We start from the raw sequence: 20,205 nt of genomic DNA on the forward strand, positions 1-20,205 counted from the left end.
CGCGGCTCCCGGCCGCGTCAGCCGCCCTGCCGTACGAGGGAGTCGGCCAGGCGTGCCGCCTCGTCCTCGCCCAGCGGGGCGTGCCCCAGCAGGAAGCGGTACCAGAAGACCCCGTAGACCTGGTCCACCATCAGGTCGAGATCGCAGTCCGCGGCGAGTTCGCCGCGCTCCCGCCCCCGGGCAAGGACCTCGCGCAGCGCCGACCGCCGGGCACCGGTGAACTCCCGCATCAGCTCGGCGAGATGCGGGTCGCGGGCGGACTCCCGCACCAGCGTGCGCAGGGCGGGGCCGACCGGCTCCGCCTGCGCGCCCGCGAACGTCGCGGCCACCACCGCGCGCAGGTCCTCGCGCAGCGAACCGGAGTCGCGCGCCGGCACGTCCTGCTCGGCCCGGCCGGTCAGCGCGTCGAGCAGCACCGCCCCCTTCGAGGGCCACCACCGGTACAGCGTCTGCTTGCCGACGCCCGCCTCGCGGGCGATCGCGTCCACGCCGACCGGCGCACCGTCCGCCTCCGCGAGCAGCCGCAGGGCCGCGTCGAGGACGGCGCGGCGCGCTTCCTCGTTGCGGCGGCGCCCCGTGTGGACCCGTTCGTTCATCCGTCCGCTCCTTGCGTCGATACCGCGATGCTCATCGTCCAGCGCCCCTTGACGAGACTACCGGTCTCGGTAACACTTACTTTATCGAGACCGACGGTCTCGTCAACAACTGAACCCCACGGGACACCGAGGACAGGGTCACCATGACTTCTGCAACACCCTCCACCACTCCCACCCACGCCGTCGTGATGGGCGGCAGCTCCGGCATCGGCGAGGCCACGGCCGCGCTCTTCGCCCGGGGCGGCGCCGAGGTCACGATCACCGGCCGCGACGAGAAGAAGCTGGCCGACGCGGCCGCCCGGATCGGCGGCAGCACCAGCACGCACCGCATGGACGCCACCGCGCAGGAGGACGTCGACGCCTTCTTCGCCGCCACGGAGCCGATCGACCACCTCGTCGTCGCGGTGAGCGGCGCGGCCGGCTCCGGCCCGTTCGCCGGCCTCGACCTGGCCGAGCTCGCCCACGGCTTCGACGCCAAGTTCTGGCCCCAACTGCGGATCCTCCAGGCGGCGTTGCCCCATCTGACGGAGCACGCGTCGATCACCCTCATCACCGCGGCCTCGGCCCGCGCCGCCTTCCCCGGCACCTCGGGCCTGGCCGCGATCAACGGCGCGCTGGAGGCCATGATCCCGCCGCTCGCCGTCGAGCTCGCGCCGCGCCGGATCAACGCCGTCTCCCCCGGCGTCATCGACACCCCCTGGTGGGACCGGGTGCCGGCCGAGCAGCGCGAGGAGCTGTTCGCCGGGCTCGCGGCGACCACCCCGGTCGGCCGCGTCGGCGCCCCCGAGGAAGTGGCCGCGGCCATCAACTCCCTGGCCACGAACGGCTTCATCACCGGCGTGGTCCTGGACTGCACCGGCGGGGCGAACCTGCCGACGGGCCGCTGAGCCGACGACGGCCGGATTGGCATCACGCCCATGACAGCACCGAGACCGGCCGAACAGCCGCCTGCGATACGGGAGTTGCCGCGCCGCGCCACCTGGTTCGAGCTCTTCTGCGACCTGGTGTTCGTGGCGGCGGTCGGACAGCTCACCCACCGCCTGGGCCACCATCCGAACGCCGCCACGATCGCGGCCGCCGCGGCACTCTTCGTACCGCTGTGGTGGACCTGGGTCCTGTACACGGTCCGCGCCAACCGCGCGGACCACGACCGCACCGTGCAGCGGCTGCTCACCACGGCCGGGCTCGCCGCGGTGGCCGGCCTGGCCGTCTTCCTCGGCCGGGTCGGCCACGACCAGGGGGCCGACACCGGCTTCGTCGTCTCGTACGTCTGCGCCCGGGCCGGTGTCGCCGCGCTGTACGCCTGGGACCTGCGCGGCGAGCCCCGGCTGCGCCGCATCACGACGGCGTACGTGACGGGGTCCGCGGTCACCGCGACGGTCTGGCTCACGGCCACGTTCACCCTCGAAGGACCGGCCCGCTACGTCACCTGGGGCCTCGCCATGACGGCGGAGCTGGCCCTGCCGCTGCTCGCCGGCCGGCGCCTGGCCGACAGTCCGGGCGACCCGGAGCACCTGCGCGAACGGTTCGGCCTGTTCACCATCATCGTGCTCGGCGAGTGCGTCCTGGGGTTCACGGGCGGCCTGGTCACGGCGCACCCGGCACCGGCGGCCGCGCTCACCGGGGCCGCCGCGTTCGCCCTCGCGGCGGGCCTGTGGTGGTCGTACTTCAGCGCCTCGGGCACCCGTCCCGGCGCCCACGAGGAACTCGCGGCGGGCGGCCGCCATCTGCACGTCTACGTCTTCGGGCACCTGCCGGTCCAGCTCGCGGTGGCGATCACCGCGGGCGCGGTCGGCGCGGCGGTGACCACGCGAGAGTCCCATCTGACCACGCCGCTCGCGGCCTGCGTCCTGGGCGGCACGGCCGTGTTCCTCGCGGCGACGGCCCTCATCAGGGCGAGCTTCACCGGCGTAGGGGAACGCGTGGTCCTGATCCGCCTCGCGACGTCGGCGGCCACGCTGTGCGCGCTGCCGCTGGCGGCGCGCCTCCCGGTGGCGGCGGGGCTGGCGCTCCCGGCGGCGCTGCTGGCGCTGTCGGTGGCGGCGGAGACCCCGGCTCACAGGAAGCGCCTGGAAGGCGGGCGAGGAACCGTACGAGCCACCACCGCGGACGCTGCCACCGCGGTGGACGCCGCGCCCACCGGCACCGCCGAGGCCCCCGCCTCCTAGGCGCACACCTCGCAGGCCCAGGCCCAGGCACACGGCAAACGGCCCCCGGTGCACCAAGCACCGGGGACCGTTCAGGCCGAGGGCAGCAGCTCCGCTCAGACGACGTCTGCCGTCGTCCCACTGCTCCGCGCGGCGTCCCCGGCCGCACGTCCCTCGGCCGGCTCGCGGTCCTGCTTCGGCGCCTTGTCCGGCCCGGCGCCGCGCAGCGTGACCTCCTTGACGAAGACCGCCGCGATCAGTGCGCCGATCGCCACCACGGCGCCCAGCATGAAGGCCGAGTGCGTACCGGACGAGACGGCGAACTGGTAGGCCTCCTTCACCGGCACCGGCAGCTTCGCCAGGCTCGCCGCGTCCAGCTGCGCCGAGCTCTCGGTGACCTTGCCGCCCAGCGCGCCGGCCTTCTCGGCCATGACGTCCTGCACCTTGTTGTTGAACAGGGCGCCCATGATGGCGACGCCGAACGAGGAGCCGAGCGTACGGAACAGGGTGGTGGACGAGGACGCGACGCCCATGTCCTTCATCTCGACGCTGTTCTGCGCGACCAGCATCGTGATCTGCATCAGGCAGCCCATGCCGGCACCGAGCACGGCCATGTACAGGCCGGAGGTGAAGCGCGAGGTCTCCGTGTCCATCTGCGCCAGCAGGAAGAGCCCGCCGATCATCAGGACGCTGCCGACGATCGGGAACACCTTGTACTTGCCGGTGTTCGTGGTCACCCGGCCGGCGATCAGCGAGACGACCATCATGGCGAGCAGCATCGGGAGCAGCAGCAGACCGGAGTTGGTCGCGGACGCGCCCTGCACGGACTGCTGGTAGAGCGGCAGGAAGAGCACCGCGCCGAACATCACGAAGCCGGTGATGAAGCCGATCACGGACATCAGCGTGAAGTTGGCGCTGCGGAAGATGTGCAGCGGCATGATCGGCTCGGCGGCCTTGGTCTGCGAGAACACGAACCCGACGAGCGCGGCGACGCCGATGCCGATGAGCTCCATGATCACGGCGGAGCCCCAGGCGTACTCGGACCCGCCCCAGGTGGTGACCAGGACGATCGAGGTGATGCCGACGGTGAGCAGGGCGGCGCCCAGGTAGTCGATCTTGCCGCTGGACCGCTTCTTCGGCAGGTGCAGCACGGCGGTGATCATCATGAGGGCGACGGCGCCGATGGGGAGGTTGATGTAGAACGCCCAGCGCCAGCCGAGGTGGTCGGTGATGGTGCCGCCGACCAGCGGTCCGCCGATCATGGCGAGGGCCATCACGCCGGCCATCATGCCCTGGTACTTGCCGCGCTCCCGGGGCGGGATCAGGTCACCGATGATGGCCATGACGCCGACCATCAGACCACCGGCACCGAGGCCCTGGACGGCCCGGAAGCCGATCAGCTGGCCCATGTCCTGGGCCATGCCGCTGAGCGCGGAGCCGATCAGGAAGATCACGATGGAGGTCAGGAAGGCGCCCTTCCTGCCGTACATGTCGCCGACCTTGCCCCAGATCGGGGTGGAGGCGGCGGTGGCGAGCGTATAGGCGGTGACCACCCACGAGAGGTGTTCGAGACCGCCCAGCTCGCCGACGATGGTGGGCATCGCGGTGCCCACGATCATGTTGTCGAGCATCGCGAGCAGCATGGCGATCATCAGCGCCATCAGAACGACCCGCACACTGCGTGGCTGCTTCACCTGCTCTTTGTCCTGTATCGCTGTCTGCGCCATGATCCCCACTCCCCCACGACCCGGATGAGATCCGGGACTTACTTGCCGCCCGGCTAGTTGCTTACAATGGGGACGGTAGAGCTCTAACTAGCCGGGCGTCAAGTAAGTTTTCTCCCAAGGGGCACGACATGGGCACGGGCATCAGCAAGCCGCAGCAACGGCGGGGGAACACCCGGCAGCGCATCCAGGACGTGGCGCTCGAGCTCATCTCCGAACAGGGCTACGAGAAGACGTCGCTGCGGGAGATCTCGGAGCGCCTCGGCGTCACCAAGGCCGCGCTCTACTACCACTTCAAGACCAAGGAAGACATCGTCGTCAGCCTCTTCAGCGACCTGATGACACCGATCGACGAACTGATCGCCTGGGCCAAGGAGCAGCCGCGGCCGATCTCCCTGGAGACCAAGCACGAGATCCTCGCCCGCTACAGCCTCGACCTCGCCAACGCCGCGCCGCTCTTCCGCTTCATGCAGGAGAACCAGGCCACGATGCGCGAGCTGAGCATCGGCGAGAACTTCAAGGACCGGATGAAGGACCTGCTCGACCAGCTGGTCCCCGAGGGCGTCTCGCTCACCGACCGGGTGCGCTGCTTCAGCGCGCTGTTCTCGATGCACGCCGGGATGTTCGTCCTCAAGGACGTCGAAGGCGACCCCGAGGAGAAGCGCAAGGCCATCCTCGAGGTCGCCACGGACCTGGTCACCCAGGCCCACCAGGGCTGAGCGCCCGTACGGTCAGACGCGCACGCCCTGCTTGTTCAGGAACGCGACCGGGTTCACGGCGGAGCCGTAGTTCGGCGTCGTGCGGATCTCGAAGTGCAGGTGCGGGCCGCTGGAGTTGCCGGTGTTGCCGGACAGCGCGATGTGCTGCCCCGTCGACACGGTCTGGCCGACGTGGACGTCGACCCGGGACAGGTGCGCGTACTGCGAGTACGTGCCGTTGGCGTGCTTGATCACGACGGCGTTGCCGTACGCGGGGCCGTCACCGGCGCCGTTCGGGCCGGTCTTGACGACGGTGCCGCCGTGCACGGCCTTGACGTTGGTGCCGATCGGCACGGCGAAGTCCTGGCCGGAGTGCTTGCCGGTGGACCACATGCTGCCGCCCTGCGCGTAGCCGGCGGAGAGCTTGTAGCCGGAGACCGGGTCGATCCAGGAGGCGGCCTTCTTGGCGGCGGCCTGCTGGGCCTGCTTCGCCGTGGCGGCGGTCTTGGCGGCGACCTTGGACTGGGCGGTGGCCTGGGCGGCGACGGAGGCGGCGGCCGAGTCCGGCAGCACGGTCGCCTGGGTGTCGGCGGCGAACGCGGCCCCGGTGCCCAGTACGGCGGAGACTCCGAAACCGGCGGCCACGACGGCGGCACGCTTGCGGAGCATCGACGTACCGGAACGGTGGGACAGGGTGCGCTTCGACATGCGGGAGACCTCTTCGAGCTGGGGGACATTCGGGTCCTGACGCCCGCCGGAACATGAGCGGACCCGGCGGGTACGAACGGACCCGGCACACGTCCTCGTGCTGCCGGGTCGGCCATCCCTTGGTAACCCCCACCCCGCCCCCCGCCCAAAAGCCCCATCTACTACGCAACCTCGTACCGCACCGCTCGCCCGATGGACGCTTGACACCTCCGCTGCGCCGCTCGCGCACTGCCGGATTTATCCCCCGATCCAGGGTTTAACCCCACTTCACGGACGCTCCCCCAAGGCCCACACGCCCTCGCCGCCCCACTCGACCCCGAAACGGACAAATCACCAGAACCCATCGACCCCGTAACAGCCACCCCGCGCCGCCCCTCATCCACTATTTCCCCTAGTACCGGACAAATCGCCTGTGCGGCATGTCACCGGGCGGCAAGATCCAACCGGGGGTGAATGTGACCGGGGCTACCCTCGGGGCGAGTTCCGGCGCAGCACGGCCACCACCAGCCGCACGAAGGGCAAAGCGACCGCCTGAGTGGGGTAAATCTCGCTAAAATCAAGGGACTTGCTCAGTTGCGCAGGACCGGGGGGACACATGGGCAACGCCACATCGGCCGACGTCGGCGACGGCGCGAACAGCACCGCACGAGGGGCTCACCGCAGCACCTTCGAAGGCATCGAGCTCGCCGACGCGGTCGCCTCCGTGCGCGACCAGCTCATCGAGGCAGCCGAGCGCGGGGCGGGCAAAGCCCTGTCCTTCGAGGTCGGTCCCATCGACATGGAGTTCGCTCTGGAGCTGCGTCGGGAGGCCAAGGGAGGCGGAAAGATCAAGGCCTGGGTCGCCGAAGCCGGTGCCGACGTCTCACGTGCCACCGGTCACACGCATCGGGTGTCCTTCACGCTCACCCCGCGCGACGCTGCGACCAATGCCCCCTGGAAGGTCGGCAGCACCCGCCCGACCGCCACCGACTCCACAGATGCCGCCTCCCCCTTCGGCCCTGCCGACGACGACCGGATCCCCCACCCTCACACCGGCGTATGACCCCGGCACGCCGCGCGGTCGCCGTACTGAGCGAGCTCCGCGGCAGCGGCGCCGCCCTCAACGCCCGCCTCGTCCTGACCTGCGCCCACGTCGTCGGCGCCGACCTCGCGCCCAAGGTCGCCCACCCCGACCACGGCGGTCTCATCCCCTCCGAGGTCATCTGGCGTGACGACGAACGGGACGCCGCGTTGCTGCACACGTCGGCGGATCTGCCCAGCACGGCGCACGTACGCGTCGGCCGCCTGGCCACCGACCGGGCACTGCCGGACTGCGAGATCGTCGGCTTCCCGGACATCCAACGGCACGGCACGGCCGGGCACCTGGCCGCCGACCAGTTCACCGGCACGGTGCTGCCCGCCGCGGCCCGCCCCCGCACCCTGCTCACGTTCGCCTTCGACCGGGCGCCGGCCGTGGAGCCGGCGGACGGCACGAGCCCGCTCGCCGGGCTGTCCGGCGCACCGGTCTTCGCAGGGGACGTACTCCTGGGCATCGTCACCGAGATCCCGCGGGGCCGCGGCCATCTGCGCGCCGAGGGCAGCCTGATCAGTGACCTGTCCGAATTGCCGAGCATCCCGTACGACCTCCCTGAGCCGGAGCCGATCAGCGACCACCATCCGCTCGACCGTGAGTACGAGCGCGAATACGCGCTGGCGGTCGCGAGCGCCTACCGGAAGATGAAGATCTTCGGCCTCGACGACCTCAGCCGTCGTGAGTCCGAGTGGGACCTCGACACCGCTTATCTGAGTCTGGAGGCGGCGCCCCGGACATCCGAGGCGGACGCACGCAACCTCGACACGGTCACGACCCGACGCCCTTCGTTCTCCGGACGCTCCGCCCAGCGGATCGACGCGCTCCTCGCGGACCGGCCGCGCGTACTGGTGCGCGGCGACGCCGGCGCCGGCAAGACCACCCTCGTGTGGTGGCTGGCCGCTCACGTCGCGGACGGCACCCTGGGGCCGCGCCTCGCCGAGCTCAACGGGCTGGTGCCGTTCATCGTCCCGCTGCGGACGCTACGTGCCCAGGCCGAGGCGTTCCCAGGACCCGCGCAACTGCCGTCGGTAGCCCGCCTGATGGTCGACGACCCGCCCCACGGGTGGGTCGGCCGGGTCCTCATGGCAGGCCGCGGCCTGCTGCTCGTGGACGGGCTCGACGAGGTACCACAGGCCGACAGGGAGGACGCCCACCGCTGGCTCGCCGCCCTTCTCACGCGCTATCCGCGCACCCGCTGCGTGGCCACGGTGCGCCCGTTGGCCGTCGAGCCGGACTGGCTGGGGGCGGAGAACTTCCAGGAGCTGCGCCTCCTGCCGATGCGGGACGAAGACATCCAGGAGTTCATCGCCTCCTGGCACCGCGCCGCACGACTGGACGACGACCCGGAGCTCGTGAGCGAGCTGGAGGCGGAGCTGTCACAGCAGTTCCGCCACAATTCCACCCTGCGCGACCTCGCCCGTACGCCCTTGCTGTGCGCGGTCATCTGCGCACTGCACCGCCGGCTCCAGGGCTTTCTGCCCGAGACGCGCTTCAAGCTGTACCAGTCGGCGCTGGGGATGCTGCTCGGCAATCGCGACATGCGGCGCCGGGTGGACGCCCCCGACGGCATCACCATGACGGTCGAGGAGCACCACCAGATCCTCCAGCGCATCGCGGTGTGGCTGGTGCGCGGCGGCCAGTCCGAGTTCACCCACGCCCAGGCCCTGCCGCAGGTGAAGATGGCGCTCGTCGGCATGGAACGGGTGCGCGTCCAGGGCATGCCCGAAGCGGTCCTCACCCACCTCCTCAACCGCTCCGGCCTGCTCCAGGAGCACGGCAACGACACCTACCAGTTCATCCACCGCACGTTCCAGGACTTCCTGGCCGCGAAGGAACTCGTCGAGAGCGGCTCACTGGCCGAACTCGTCCGCAACGCGGAGGACGAGCTGTGGCAGGACGTGATCCTGCTCGCCTCCGGGCACTGCCGGCGCGAGATCGGCGAGCTGCTCGACGATCTCCTGGAGAAAGCGGAGACCCCGCCCGCCTCGGACCGGCTCCGGGTCCAGCTCTACGTCCTTGCGGCCCTGTGCTCAGAGCACGCCGCATGGCTGGAGGCCGATCTACGGGACCGGATCCGGGACCGGATTTCCGGACTCGTGGCCATGATCACCGCAACGGAAGTGCCCCAGCTCGCCCGCCTCGGGCCCTACGTACTCTCGTTCCTTCCAGACCCCGAGAAGCTGGACCCCGCTCAGCAGAGCGCGATCGCCGACCTGGTCGGCAAAGTGGGCGGCCCTCAGGCCGTGCCGTACGCCCGCCGGCTCATCGACACTTCGGGCGTCTCCCTGTCGGCGCTCTCCCGCCTCGTCGGTGCGTGGGCGAACTTTCCCGCCGCTCCGTACCTGAGGGACGTCATCAGCCGGATGCCCGCGCGGGTCCCGATCCACGTCAGCACGCGGGAACAGCTGGGCCTGGTACACGAACTGCCCGGCAGCCGGGCCCTCGTCCTCAGCGGCCCCTTCACCTCGTCCGAACTGGACGAGACCCGCCTGCCGAAGACGCATCTCCTGCATCTACTGCGCCTGCCCGACCTCTGCGACCTGGATTTCCTTTGGAAGGCCGGCCGCGACCTGACGACCCTGAACATCAGCTCCAGCCTCCCCGCCTTGACCGACATCTCCGCTGTCGCGGGCCTGCCTGCCGTGGAGCAGCTCTCCCTCTCGCTCCGTACCGAGTTGCCGCCGGGCACCTTCGACTGGATCCCGGAGCTGTCCACCCTGCGCTCCCTGACGCTGGCCACACCGAGCGTCACGACGGTGGCGGCCCTGCCCGTGCATTCGGCCGTGACACGACTGGCCCTGCCGGATCTCCGCCTGATCGACACCCGGGGCCTCGAGGCCTGGGAATCTCTGACCTCGATCTCGGTGCACTCCCCGTTGCGCCCGATGCTGTTCTGGAATTTCGTGCGGGACTCGACCTCGATCGACACCGTTGAGACCTCGATGTTCTCGGTCGTCGGCACGACGGGGCTTCCCCCGATCCCGAACGTGACCACGCTGAGCCTGCGGGAACTCACCGACATGGACAGCGTCGAGGGCATCCTCGAGACGTTTCCGGCGCTGACGCACCTGCGCCTCAGGTCGAGAGTCGTCACCGCACAGACCGGGCTCGGCCGCTCCAGCCTGGCCCGGCTCCGCGCCACGCATCCACAGATTCGTTTCTCGATGTCGTAAATGCGGGTCCGTGCCCGAGAGGCGCAGACACGACAATGGGTGGCGCCGGGGCCGAAACCCCTGCACCACCCATGTCAGGCTTCACTCCGTACGGGAGCCGACAGCTCCCGGAGGGGCTACGCCTCCTTGCTCAGATTCGGACCCGCACCGCCACCAGCAGCCTGCTCGATCGGCGGGACGTCGGGGAGGGCCGACTTCTCCTCACCGCGGAAGGTGAAGGTCTTGTTCTCGCCCTCGCCCTCCGTGTCCACGACCACGATGTGCCCCGGACGCAGCTCGCCGAAGAGGATCTTCTCCGAGAGGGTGTCCTCGACCTCGCGCTGGATCGTGCGACGCAGCGGCCGCGCGCCCAGCACCGGGTCGTAACCCTTCTTGGAGAGGAGCTCCTTGGCGGACTGGGAGAGCTCGATGCCCATGTCCCGGTCCTTCAGGCGCTCGTCCACCTTGCCGACCATCAGGTCGACGATCTGGAGGATGTCGTCCTGCGTGAGCTGCGGGAAGACGACGACGTCGTCCACACGGTTGAGGAACTCGGGACGGAAGTGCTGCTTGAGCTCGTCCGACACCTTGTTCTTCATGCGCTCGTAGTTGGTCTTCGTGTCACCCGTGGCCGCGAAGCCCAGGTTGAAGCCCTTCGAGATGTCCCGCGTGCCGAGGTTGGTCGTCATGATGATGACCGTGTTCTTGAAGTCCACGACGCGGCCCTGGGAGTCGGTCAGGCGACCGTCCTCCAGGATCTGCAGCAGCGAGTTGAAGATGTCCGGGTGGGCCTTCTCGACCTCGTCGAAGAGGACCACCGAGAACGGCTTGCGCCGCACCTTCTCCGTCAGCTGGCCGCCCTCTTCGTAGCCCACGTAGCCGGGGGGCGAACCGAAGAGACGCGAGACCGTGTGCTTCTCGCTGAACTCCGACATGTCGAGGGAGATCAGCGCGTCCTCGTCACCGAAGAGGAACTCGGCCAGGGCCTTCGAGAGCTCCGTCTTACCGACACCGGACGGGCCGGCGAAGATGAACGAACCACCCGGACGCTTCGGGTCCTTCAGACCCGCACGCGTACGACGGATCGCCTTCGAGAGCGCCTTGACGGCGTCCTTCTGGCCGATGACCCGCTTGTGGAGCTCGTCCTCCATGCGGAGGAGTCGCGAGGACTCCTCCTCGGTGAGCTTGAAGACCGGGATGCCGGTCGCGGTCGCGAGGACCTCGGCGATCAGCTCGCCGTCGACCTCGGCGACGACGTCCATGTCGCCGGCCTTCCATTCCTTCTCGCGCTTGGCCTTCGCCGCCAGCAGCTGCTTCTCCTTGTCGCGGAGAGACGCTGCCTTCTCGAAGTCCTGGGAGTCGATGGCCGACTCCTTGTCGCGACGCACGCCCGCGATCTTCTCGTCGAACTCGCGGAGGTCCGGCGGCGCGGTCATCCGGCGGATGCGCATCCGGGAACCGGCCTCGTCGATCAGGTCGATCGCCTTGTCCGGCAGGAAGCGGTCCGAGATGTACCGGTCGGCCAGCGTCGCGGCCTGGACGAGGGCCTCGTCCGTGATCGAGACGCGGTGGTGGGCCTCGTAGCGGTCGCGCAGACCCTTGAGGATCTCGATGGTGTGCGGCAGCGACGGCTCCGCGACCTGGATCGGCTGGAAGCGGCGCTCGAGGGCCGCGTCCTTCTCCAGGTGCTTGCGGTACTCGTCGAGCGTCGTGGCGCCGATGGTCTGGAGCTCACCGCGGGCCAGCATCGGCTTCAGGATCGAAGCCGCGTCGATGGCGCCCTCGGCGGCACCCGCACCCACGAGCGTGTGCAGCTCGTCGATGAACAGGATGATGTCGCCGCGGGTGCGGATCTCCTTGAGGACCTTCTTCAGGCGCTCCTCGAAGTCACCGCGGTAGCGGGAACCGGCGACCAGCGCACCCAGGTCGAGGGTGTAGAGGTGCTTGTCCTTGAGCGTCTCGGGCACCTCGCCCTTGACGATCGCCTGGGCGAGGCCCTCGACGACGGCGGTCTTGCCGACGCCGGGCTCACCGATCAGGACCGGGTTGTTCTTGGTACGGCGCGACAGGACCTGCATGACGCGCTCGATCTCCTTCTCGCGCCCGATGACCGGGTCGAGCTTGGACTCACGAGCGGCCTGCGTCAGGTTGCGGCCGAACTGGTCGAGGACCAGGGACGTGGAGGGCGTGCCCTCGGCAGGACCGCCGGCGGTGGCGGTCTCCTTGCCCTGGTAGCCGGAGAGCAGCTGGATGACCTGCTGCCGCACCCGGTTGAGGTCTGCGCCCAGCTTGACCAGGACCTGGGCGGCGACGCCCTCGCCCTCACGGATCAGGCCGAGCAGGATGTGCTCCGTGCCGATGTAGTTGTGGCCCAGCTGAAGGGCCTCGCGGAGCGACAGCTCCAGGACCTTCTTGGCACGGGGGGTGAAGGGGATGTGGCCGGACGGGGCCTGCTGGCCCTGGCCGATGATCTCCTCCACCTGCTGGCGGACCGCCTCGAGCGAAATCCCGAGGCTCTCCAGGGCCTTAGCGGCGACACCCTCGCCCTCGTGGATCAAGCCCAGGAGGATGTGCTCGGTGCCGATGTAGTTGTGGTTGAGCATCCGGGCTTCTTCCTGAGCCAGGACGACAACCCGCCGCGCGCGGTCGGTGAACCTCTCGAACATCGTTAATCGCTCCTCAGAGCGGTCAGGCAGTAAGGGGGCTGTCCCCTCCCTGTCCTTCCGCAGCTTAGTCCCGCAAGCGGGGACCGCTCATTCCAACTGCCGACACCCGGCCGAGAACAAGAGGCTCCTCCTGACCCCGAACGCCGACAACTGCTCCAACCCGATGGTGCGAGACGATGTTCCCGCAGGCCAGGCAGATACCCGCACCGCCGCTACGCCGATGGCGAACGCGAGACGCCCAACCTGTTCGTGTCGCCCCTCTCACTAGGGATGTCTTACCCGCACTGACTGACACTCCATGCGGCGCGCGCCGGTTCCCTCCGCTACGGGCGAACATCCTTGCGCCATTGAACACTCCCTTACGCCCCCATTTCGGACACGCAGGGTATTCAGAACGCGACGTTGCGTAACTCCGGAGCCCCTCCGGCGGTTTCCCGGACATGGCCGCCCCCACTCCTCCCGCAGGCACCGCCACCACCGCCACCACCGTCCCCACCCCCCGTCGCCCGCTCGACGCCCCGGCGGGGACGGATCCGGTTCAGCAGTGGTACGAGGACGAGCTCGGCTGGGCCGCCACGGTGGGGCCCGAAGGGGTGCGGCTGCGCACGGGGCTCCGCTTCGACGTGCTGGAGCTGCCCGCCGACGCGGGCTTCGCGATGCTGCGCAGGTGCGATCCCCGGTCGCCGGTGGCGGTGCGTGGGGAAACGATGCAGCTACTGGTCGCCGCGGGGAGCGCGGACGAACTGCCGGGGCTGCTCGACTGGCTGGAATGGGGCACGCTGCCCCTCGACCTCGTGGGGATCGGGTCGGGCGGATTCATCGACGCGCCGACGCCCCCGGGATGGTCGGGCTCGCAGGAGGCCGCCGTGTGGGTGCGGCCCCCCGAGCCCGGACGCGAGATGGAACCGGTGCTTCCGGCTCTGACGACCCTGACGGCCGTCTCGACCTGGTCGGTCGTGGGGGGCGGTGGGGGCGCCCCCGATCTCGTACGACTCGTGGACACGGCGGCGACCCACTGCCACCGCGCCCGACTGCGCCGTGCATATACGGAGCCGACGCGTCAGCCGTTGGCCTTCTCGTAGGCCTCACGGATGGAGGCGGGGACGCGGCCCCGGTCGTTGACCTCGTAACCGTTGTCCTTCGCCCACGCGCGGATCTGGGCGGTGTCCTGGTTGCCACCGGACGCGGCGCGCGCCTTGCCCCGGCCGCCCGCGGCACGGCCACCGGTGCGACGGCCGCCCTTGACGTACGCGTCGAGGAGACCCCGAAGCTTGTCCGCGTTCGCGGTGGTGAGGTCGATCTCGTACGTCTTGCCGTCGAGCGCGAACGTCACGGTCTCGTCCGCCTCGCCGCCGTCGAGGTCATCGACAAGAAGGACCTGAACCTTCTGTGCCACCGGATTTCCTTTCATCGATATCTGAAGGGCCGGCCCCCCTGCGACCGCGGCCGCTGTTTCGCCGTCCCCTTGTTATATGCACTACTGCAGTACGTCGGAAAGCAAACCGCTTTTGCCGGAAAAACACAAACCCCTGGCCGAGATCCGGGAGAGATCCCGGAGTTGTACGCTGCCCGACCGGGGCCGAAAACATGCGCGTTTCGGACATAGGGACCGGGTCGTCTGTGCTTGCCGGAATACCGAACGCGACGATCACAGATGCAGAAGCATCCGGCTGTTGCCCAAGGTGTTCGGTTTCACTCGTTCGAGACCGAGGAACTCGGCGACGCCCTCGTCATAGGAACGCAGCAGCTCGCTGTAGACATCGGTGTCCACCGTATCGACGGGCGTCTCACCGATCTCCACGAAGCCGTGCTTGGCGAAGAACTCGACTTCGAAGGTGAGACAGAAAACCCGGCGAACGCCGATCCAGCGCGCCGTCTGCAGCAACTTCTCCAGGACCTGATGCCCCACGCCCGCGCCCTTGACCAGTGGATTCACCGCGAGTGTGCGGACTTCCGCCAGGTCTTCCCACATGATGTGGAGTGCGCCGCAGCCGACCACCTCGGCGTTGTCGTCGCGTTCCGCGACCCAGAACTCCTGGATGTCCTCGTAAAGCGTCACGGTGGCTTTGTCGAGCAGGATCCCCTGTCGGCTGTACGCGTCGAGGAGCCGGCGCACGGCCGGTACATCGGCCGTGCGGGCCCTGCGTACGGTGAGTGCTTTAGCGGCGGATTCGACGCCCGGGCCGACTTCGGGGAGCTCTGCTGGCATGACCGGACGCTATCGCCCGGGCCGCCCGGCCGCTTCCCCGGGTCCTGAGGGGACTTCCGGCGGCACTTCGGGCGGCACTTCGGCGGGGACTTCGGGCTGCACGATGCGCATGGCGTCCCGCAGGGCCTCGCGCTGCTGCGGCGACATCATGCCGAAGAAGGCGACCAGGGCCGCGGCGGGGTTGTCGCTCTGCGCCCATGCGTCGTTCATCAGCGCGGCCGAGTAGGCGGCCCGGGTGGAGACGGCCTCATATCGATAGGCCCGGCCTTCCGCCTCGCGGCGCACCCAGCCCTTCTGATGGAGATTGTCCAATACGGTCATGACCGTCGTGTAGGCGATGGACCGTTCCTGCTGAAGGTCCTCCAGGACTTCCCTGACCGTCACCGGGCGGTTCCACTTCCACACCCGTGTCATCACTGCGTCTTCGAGTTCTCCCAAGGGGCGCGGCACGAGCAGCACAATAGTGGGAGAAGCCGGTAATTCACCGTCGGACGTGGCGACAGGTATCGATCAATGACAAAAGGGGCGCCCTATGGGCGCCCCCATGCAGGGCTTCGCTGCTGGTCGCGGGCCGGTCAGGCGGTGGTGGCGTCCTGCTGGCGGGCGGCCTCGGCGCGCGCGATGGCGGCGTCGACGGCCGCGTCCTCCTTGGCCTTCCTGTCGCCGCCCTGCGACTTCACGATCGTCACGATCAGGCCGATGAAGAACACGGCCATCACTACCGGGGGCACGAGCGCGGAGACGTAGTCCATGCCCCCAGAGTAGCTAGCCCGCCGCCAACTCCTGCGGCGGGGCCGGTGGCTGTACGGGGCGGCGCTTGGGCGGGAACGCCTCGGACGGGGTGGGGACGGGGCGCGGCGGGGCCGGTTTGGGCTTGGCCGGCTGGTCGCCCGCGCCGAGGAGGCCGCCGGGCAGGGCGAGCAGGTGCGTGCGGGAGGCCGGGACGCGCGGCCGGTGCCGGGCCTCCAGGCGGTCCCGTACGCCCTGTTCGGCGAGGGCGCGGCAGCGGTCGAGCAGGGCCGCCGCGGCGGGGTTGCCGCGCAGGGCGCGCAGCGCCGCGAGGTCGTCGGCGCCGGGCCGGTGGTCCGCCGCCAGGGCGTCCTCCAGGAGGCTCAGGTAGCCGGTGACGGAGCCGGGCAGGGCGGCCCGGTAGCGGTCGAGGTCGGCGAGGAGGAAGGTCCGCATGCGGGCGGCCTCCTGCGTGGCGTCGTCGACCGACTCCGCGAGCCGGAGACAGTCCCGGACGTCCTTGTCCGAGGCGGGGCTGGGGTGGAGGGCGAGGGCGAGGGCGCGTCGGAGCACACGCAGCTCTTCTGCACCGAAGGCCATGCCGCCGCGGTTTCCGTAGGGCGTGGGCATGGAGCGACGGTACGGCCTATTACGGGCAAATCGGGTTAACCGGCAATTCCCGGGCGTTGCGCTTCGCCGGGTTGGGGTGGGTGCGCGCCGTGGGGGTGTGGGTGTGTCGTCGGGTGCGGGCCCGGTGGGGGCTGGTCGCGCAGTTCCCACCCAGCCGCGGACAGAGTCGGTCGCTCAGAGGCGGGAGACGTTCCGCTCGTAGACCAGGCGGAGGCCGATCAGGGTCAGCCACGGCTCGTGCTCGTCGATCACCGAGGCCTCACCCAGCACCATGGGCGCGAGCCCACCCGTCGCGATGACGGTGACGTCGTCCGGGTCGGTCGCCAGTTCCTTGGCCATCCGGTTCACGACCCCGTCGACCTGGCCCGCGAACCCGTAGACGATGCCCGACTGCATGGCCTCGACGGTGTTCTTGCCGATGACGCTGCGCGGGCGGGCCAGCTCGATCTTGCGGAGCTGCGCGCCGCGGACGCCGAGCGCCTCGACGGAGATCTCGATGCCGGGGGCGATCACGCCGCCCGTGTACTCGCCGCGGGCGGACACCGCGTCGAACGTCGTCGCCGTGCCGAAGTCCACGACGATCGCGGGACCGCCGTACAGCTCGACCGCCGCGACCGCGTTGATGATGCGGTCGGCGCCGACCTCCTTGGGGTTGTCCATGAGGATCGGGACGCCGGTCTTGATGCCGGGCTCGACGAGGACCGCCGGGACGTCGCCGTAGTAGCGGCGGGTGACCTCGCGCAGTTCGTGCAGGACCGAGGGGACCGTCGAGCAGATGGCGATGCCGTCGATGCCGTCGCCCAGCTCGTCGCCCAACAGCGGGTGCATGCCCATCAGGCCCTGGAGCAGGACGGCGAGTTCGTCGGCGGTGCGGCGCGCGTCCGTGGAGATGCGCCAGTGCTCGACGATCTCCTCGCCGTCGAACAGACCGAGGACGGTGTGGGTGTTGCCCACGTCGATGGTGAGCAGCATCAGACGGTCGCTTCCCGCAGGTCGAGGCCGATGTCGAGGATCGGCGATGAGTGGGTGAGCGCGCCGACCGCGAGGTAGTCGACGCCCGTCTTCGCGTACGTGGCGGCGTTCTCCAGGGTGAGCCGGCCCGAGGACTCCAGGAGCGCGCGGCCGTCGGTGAGCGCCACGGCCTCCTCCGTCTCGCCCGGCGTGAAGTTGTCCAGGAGGATCAGGTCGGCGCCCGCGTCGAGGACCTCGCGCAGCTGGTGGAGCGTGTCGACCTCGACCTCGATCGCGAGGCCGGGGAAGCGGTCCCGTACGGCCTGGAACGCCTGGGCGACGCCGCCCGCCGCCACCACGTGGTTGTCCTTGACGAGGGCCGCGTCGGAGAGGGACATGCGGTGGTTGACGCCGCCGCCCATGCGGACCGCGTACTTCTCCAGGGAGCGCAGGCCGGGGGTGGTCTTGCGGGTGTCGCGGACCTTCGCCTTCGTGCCCTCCAGCGCGTCCGCCCACGCGCGCGTGGCGGTGGCGATGCCGGACAGGCGGCACAGGAGGTTGAGCGCGCTGCGCTCGGCGGTGAGCAGGTCGCGGGTGCGGGTGGTGACCGACAGGAGCTTCTGTCCGGCCTCGACCTCGTCGCCGTCCTCGGCGTGCCGCTCGACCTCGAACTCGTCCGTGGCCACCACGGAGATGATCGCCTCGGCGACGCGCAGGCCCGCCACGACGCCGGCCTCGCGGGCCGTGAAGTCGGCGGTGGCGACGGCCTCTTCGGGGATCGTGGCGACGGTGGTGACGTCGACGCCGCCGTCGAGGTCCTCGGCGATCGCCATGTGGGCGATGTCCTCGACCTCGACCGGGTGCAGGCCCGCGTCGAGGAGGAGCTGGGCGAGCGACGGGTCGAGGCCGCACTCCATCGCGTCGTCGGCGCCGTCGTGCGCGCAGCCGCAGTTGTCGCCGCAGCCGCCGTCGGAGACGTCTGCCAGGGGAAGGTCGGGGGTGGCGCTCACGTCGGTCACTGCTCCTGAGGGGTCTTTGCCGTTGCCGGGAAGTCTGCGGTGGGTGTGGTGTGGGTGGCCAGGGTTCGGTCCGGATTGAGACGAACGACGATGTGGCGGCGCCAGTTCGTGTCGTCGCGGTCCGCGTGGTCCTCGCGCCAGTGGCAGCCGCGGGTCTCCTCGCGGCGGCGGGCCGCGGCGACCAGCACGCGGGCCACGCACAGCAGGTTGGTGGCTTCCCAGGTGTCGACGCCGGGCTCGGCCGTCTTGCCGTTCTCCGCGAGGGAGTTGGCGGCCTCGGCGTGGATGCGGCCCAGCTGGGCCGCGGCATCGGAGAGGGAGTCCGCGGAGCGCAGGACGCCCGCGCCGGCCGTCATCACGCGCTGGATGGCGAAACGTGCCTCCGGCGGGAGGAGCGGGTGGGTCGGGGTCTCCGGGTGCGGCACGGGTGCGGGCACGCGCGCGTGGAGGTGGTTCTCGGTGTGCTGCCGCGTGATCTCGTCCGCGATGCGCTCCGCGTAGACCAGGCCCTCCAGCAGGGAGTTCGAGGCCAGCCGGTTCGCGCCGTGGACGCCGGTGCAGGCGACCTCGCCGCACGCGTACAGGCCGGGCACGGTGGTGCGGCCGTGCAGGTCGGTGCGGACTCCGCCGGAGGCGTAGTGGGCGGCGGGGGCGACCGGGATCGGCTCGGTGACCGGGTCGATGCCGTGGGCGCGGCAGGCGGCGAGGATGGTCGGGAACCGGTGCTCCCACATGTCGGCGCCGAAGTGCCGCGCGTCGAGGTACATGTGCTCGGCGCCCTGCTCCAGCATGCGGCGCGTGATGCCCTTGGCGACGATGTCGCGGGGCGCCAGTTCGGCGAGTTCGTGCTGGCCCACCATGAAGCGCACGCCGTCCGCGTCCACCAGGTGGGCGCCCTCGCCGCGCACGGCCTCGGAGACGAGCGGCTGCTGGCCCTCGGCGTCCGCGCCCAGGAAGAGCACGGTCGGGTGGAACTGGACGAATTCGAGGTCGCTGACCTCGGCTCCCGCGCGCAGCGCGAGGGCGACGCCGTCGCCGGTGGACACGTGCGGGTTCGTCGTCGCCGAGAAGACCTGGCCCATGCCGCCGGTCGCGAGGACCACGGCGGGCGCCAGGACGGCGCCGACGCCGTCGTGCTGGCCCTCGCCCATGACGTGCAGGGAGACGCCGGCGGTGCGGCCCGCCGCGTCCGTCAGCAGGTCGAGGACCAGGGCGTTCTCGACGGTGCGCAGACCGCGCGCGCGGACCGCCTCGACGAGCGCGCGGGAGATCTCGGCGCCGGTCGCGTCACCGCCGGCGTGCACGATCCTGCGGCGGTGGTGGCCGCCCTCGCGGGTCAGCTGGAGCGCGCCGCCCTCGGCCTCGTCGAAGTGGGCGCCGGTCTCGATGAGGCGGCGTACGGCGTCGGGGCCCTCGGTGACGAGGGTGCGTACGGCCGCCTCGTCGCACAGGCCCGCGCCGGCGACGAGGGTGTCGTCCAGGTGCTGCTCGGGGGTGTCGCCGTCGCCGAGCGCCGCCGCGACGCCGCCCTGCGCCCAGCGCGTGGAGCCGTCGTCGAGGCGGGCCTTGGTGACGACCACGGTGCGCAGGCCCGCGGCCTCGCAGCGCAGGGCCGCGGTCAGGCCCGCGACGCCGGAGCCGACGATCACCACGTCGGCGTCGACGGACCAGCCGGGGGCGGGTGCGTGCAGGCGTATGCCTGTGCTGCTCACTGGTGACCTCCGAACGTCAGGGGCAGATTGTCGATCAGCCGCGTCGTGCCCACGCGCGCGGCGACGGCGAGGACGGCCTCGCCGTGGAAGCCGTCCGTCACGTCGGTGAAGTCGGCCGGGTCGACCAGGGCCAGGTAGTCCAGGGCGAACGGCGGCCGGTCGCGCTCGCGGCGGCCGGCCTCGTCAAGGACC

The 20,205-nt window shown here is 70.4% G+C and carries 19 protein-coding genes; 6 read left to right on the forward strand and 13 right to left on the reverse strand.

The features are described 5' to 3' along the window. Positions 1 to 17 precede the first annotated feature (17 nt). Entirely contained in the window at positions 18 to 596 is a 579-nt protein-coding gene (locus tag RBJ77_RS48070; RefSeq protein ID WP_372350751.1) for a TetR/AcrR family transcriptional regulator, read from the reverse strand. 143 nt (positions 597 to 739) lie between these two features. Here RBJ77_RS48070 and RBJ77_RS48075 point away from each other — a divergent pair, with 143 nt between their 5' ends. Together RBJ77_RS48075 and RBJ77_RS48080 are read left to right on the forward strand one after the other, a co-directional pair. Further along, positions 740 to 1,483, forward strand: coding sequence for an SDR family oxidoreductase (locus RBJ77_RS48075; protein WP_372350752.1), 744 nt, complete (start codon positions 740 to 742; stop codon positions 1,481 to 1,483). 30 nt (positions 1,484 to 1,513) lie between these two features. Then, positions 1,514 to 2,764 (forward strand): low temperature requirement protein A, encoded by a 1,251-nt coding sequence (locus RBJ77_RS48080; protein ID WP_372350753.1) that lies wholly within the window; start codon positions 1,514 to 1,516, stop codon positions 2,762 to 2,764. A 95-nt stretch (positions 2,765 to 2,859) separates the two neighbouring features. Here RBJ77_RS48080 and RBJ77_RS48085 read toward each other — a convergent pair whose 3' ends face one another. Next, positions 2,860 to 4,470, reverse strand: a complete 1,611-nt coding sequence (locus RBJ77_RS48085) for an MDR family MFS transporter (RefSeq protein WP_372350754.1) — start codon at positions 4,468 to 4,470, stop codon at positions 2,860 to 2,862. A 128-nt stretch (positions 4,471 to 4,598) separates the two neighbouring features. Between RBJ77_RS48085 and RBJ77_RS48090 the strand changes: the two genes are divergently transcribed. Further along, entirely contained in the window at positions 4,599 to 5,186 is a 588-nt protein-coding gene (locus tag RBJ77_RS48090; protein WP_372350755.1) for a TetR/AcrR family transcriptional regulator, read from the forward strand. Positions 5,187 to 5,198: 12 nt separating this feature from the next. Here the strand turns inward: RBJ77_RS48090 and RBJ77_RS48095 are convergent, their stop codons facing one another. Continuing rightward, entirely contained in the window at positions 5,199 to 5,873 is a 675-nt protein-coding gene (locus tag RBJ77_RS48095) for a M23 family metallopeptidase (RefSeq protein ID WP_372350756.1), read from the reverse strand. Positions 5,874 to 6,468: 595 nt separating this feature from the next. Between RBJ77_RS48095 and RBJ77_RS48100 the strand changes: the two genes are divergently transcribed. Beyond that, positions 6,469 to 6,915 (forward strand): trypco2 family protein, encoded by a 447-nt coding sequence (locus tag RBJ77_RS48100; protein WP_372350757.1) that lies wholly within the window; start codon positions 6,469 to 6,471, stop codon positions 6,913 to 6,915. Then, positions 6,912 to 10,118: an NACHT domain-containing protein gene (locus RBJ77_RS48105; protein ID WP_372350758.1), complete on the forward strand. Its 3,207-nt coding sequence runs from the start codon at positions 6,912 to 6,914 to the stop codon at positions 10,116 to 10,118. The genes RBJ77_RS48100 and RBJ77_RS48105 overlap by 4 nt, the downstream gene beginning before the upstream one ends. Before the next feature lie 116 nt (positions 10,119 to 10,234). Here RBJ77_RS48105 and RBJ77_RS48110 read toward each other — a convergent pair whose 3' ends face one another. Next, on the reverse strand, positions 10,235 to 12,763 hold the full coding sequence (locus RBJ77_RS48110; protein WP_018531902.1) for an ATP-dependent Clp protease ATP-binding subunit: 2,529 nt from the start codon (positions 12,761 to 12,763) through the stop codon (positions 10,235 to 10,237). Positions 12,764 to 13,203: 440 nt separating this feature from the next. Between RBJ77_RS48110 and RBJ77_RS48115 the strand changes: the two genes are divergently transcribed. After that, complete coding sequence (locus tag RBJ77_RS48115) at positions 13,204 to 13,845, forward strand: SCO3374 family protein (protein WP_372350759.1); 642 nt, start codon at positions 13,204 to 13,206, stop codon at positions 13,843 to 13,845. Here RBJ77_RS48115 and RBJ77_RS48120 read toward each other — a convergent pair. The 9 genes from RBJ77_RS48120 to RBJ77_RS48160 all read right to left on the reverse strand — a co-directional run. Next, positions 13,824 to 14,159 carry an Lsr2 family protein gene (locus RBJ77_RS48120; RefSeq protein WP_111662722.1) on the reverse strand — a complete coding sequence of 112 codons (336 nt, stop codon included), beginning with the start codon at positions 14,157 to 14,159 and terminating at the stop codon, positions 13,824 to 13,826. The two genes, RBJ77_RS48115 and RBJ77_RS48120, sit on opposite strands and share 22 nt — an antisense overlap. A 252-nt stretch (positions 14,160 to 14,411) precedes the next feature. Further along, positions 14,412 to 14,972, reverse strand: coding sequence for an amino-acid N-acetyltransferase (locus RBJ77_RS48125; protein WP_255983529.1), 561 nt, complete (start codon positions 14,970 to 14,972; stop codon positions 14,412 to 14,414). A gap of 9 nt (positions 14,973 to 14,981) precedes the next feature. Continuing rightward, the gene (locus tag RBJ77_RS48130) at positions 14,982 to 15,422 is read right to left on the reverse strand and encodes a BlaI/MecI/CopY family transcriptional regulator (protein WP_372350765.1); all 441 of its coding nucleotides are present in this window, start codon (positions 15,420 to 15,422) and stop codon (positions 14,982 to 14,984) included. A 125-nt stretch (positions 15,423 to 15,547) separates the two neighbouring features. Then, on the reverse strand, positions 15,548 to 15,724 hold the full coding sequence (locus tag RBJ77_RS48135; RefSeq protein ID WP_372350760.1) for a hypothetical protein: 177 nt from the start codon (positions 15,722 to 15,724) through the stop codon (positions 15,548 to 15,550). Between the two features lie 13 nt (positions 15,725 to 15,737). Next, the gene (locus tag RBJ77_RS48140) at positions 15,738 to 16,331 is read right to left on the reverse strand and encodes a hypothetical protein (protein WP_372350761.1); all 594 of its coding nucleotides are present in this window, start codon (positions 16,329 to 16,331) and stop codon (positions 15,738 to 15,740) included. Between the two features lie 174 nt (positions 16,332 to 16,505). Continuing rightward, on the reverse strand, positions 16,506 to 17,303 hold the full coding sequence (locus tag RBJ77_RS48145) for a type III pantothenate kinase (RefSeq protein WP_255979661.1): 798 nt from the start codon (positions 17,301 to 17,303) through the stop codon (positions 16,506 to 16,508). Further along, the gene (gene nadC / locus RBJ77_RS48150) at positions 17,303 to 18,301 is read right to left on the reverse strand and encodes a carboxylating nicotinate-nucleotide diphosphorylase (RefSeq protein ID WP_255979659.1); all 999 of its coding nucleotides are present in this window, start codon (positions 18,299 to 18,301) and stop codon (positions 17,303 to 17,305) included. The genes RBJ77_RS48145 and nadC overlap by 1 nt, the downstream gene beginning before the upstream one ends. Then, positions 18,298 to 20,013 (reverse strand): L-aspartate oxidase, encoded by a 1,716-nt coding sequence (locus RBJ77_RS48155; RefSeq protein ID WP_372350762.1) that lies wholly within the window; start codon positions 20,011 to 20,013, stop codon positions 18,298 to 18,300. Before RBJ77_RS48155 ends, nadC begins: the two co-directional genes overlap by 4 nt. Further along, positions 20,010 to 20,205, reverse strand: a 196-nt coding sequence (locus tag RBJ77_RS48160; protein ID WP_372350763.1) for a pantoate--beta-alanine ligase, incomplete at its 5' end; no start/stop codon positions are given. The genes RBJ77_RS48155 and RBJ77_RS48160, both read right to left, overlap by 4 nt.

Origin of the sequence: Streptomyces sp. KL116D (genome assembly GCF_030766975.1) — a bacterium.
In the GTDB taxonomy this organism is placed as follows: Bacteria; Actinomycetota; Actinomycetes; order Streptomycetales; family Streptomycetaceae; genus Streptomyces; species Streptomyces longispororuber_A.